Below are 964 nucleotides of genomic sequence, written 5' to 3'. Positions count from 1 at the left end.
AACACAACTTGCTATTTTCTCTCGAAAATATTTTTACATATGGATTTTAATTGAAAGGGCTTGTTGCCCTTTTTTTTATGTAATGGTTATTAAGTAATTTTCTTTTAGAAAAAAGCAGAAGTTCCCATTTCGAATTTCGATACGAGTATTTGAATAATAGCTTTTTACAAGCAGGCCAATGAAGTCCAAATAATGCCTTCGAGCGCCACATTCTTAGAGTCTGGCCATATTTCCTGTTATTTGTCCCAGCAGATAATAAATCAGGTAAACAGAGAAACGTACAAACGGTGATACGTGGCTCCCAATGCCAAAAAAGACAAATGACGGTACCTACAACAACAAAGGCATCATTTACAACCGTACAGCACCGGACACAATTAGTTGTACAGCAGATAAGATAGACGGACAGCTGTGTTCATTTTTATGCAGTCGAACCTCCTTTAACCGTACAGGAGCTACGGATAAAAACAGGTGCAGTTATACGCTACTGTTTAAAAGAAAAACGAAAATTGACAATAAAAAAACAATAAAAACGATGAACAGCGACAATGAAAAAAAAGTGACACCTGATATCGATGAAGGAAAAATGATGGATCTGATGGTGGATGGAGTGAGAAAAGAAGGGTTTAATGTCGATACGGAAACACCTGCTGAACAGCCAGAAAAGGAAAAGCCGACAGCAAAAGAGCAGAGCCGGGCAAAAAGGAATAATCAGGCTGACTATGAAAGTATATTTTTCAGGGAAGTAAAAAGTACTGCACGCCACGGCAAATCAGTATATATCGATCCCGACCACCACAAAAAGCTCACCCGTATCGTTCAGGTTATCGGAGAGGACAACATTACCATCTATGCCTATCTCAGCAATCTGCTGGAACATCATTTCCATGAGTTCGAACAGCAGATAACGGCAAGCTTCAATGAAAAGAACAAACCCATTTTTTAAGTTTTTAGGTAAAAAATA

The 964-nt window shown here is 38.3% G+C and carries 1 protein-coding gene; it reads left to right on the top strand.

Annotated features, from left to right (window positions below; all coding sequences use genetic code 11):
• Positions 1–535 precede the first annotated feature (535 nt).
• Entirely contained in the window at positions 536–946 is a 411-nt protein-coding gene (locus J3495_RS19510; protein ID WP_127340904.1) for a DUF3408 domain-containing protein, read from the top strand.
• Positions 947–964: the final 18 nt, after the last annotated feature.

The sequence above is a fragment of the Flavobacterium geliluteum genome (assembly GCF_017948595.1).
GTDB lineage: Bacteria > Bacteroidota > Bacteroidia > Flavobacteriales > Flavobacteriaceae > Flavobacterium > Flavobacterium flavipigmentatum.
The sequence above is the reverse complement of the archived record's forward strand: the minus strand, read 5'-3'. Positions and strand labels throughout refer to the sequence as shown.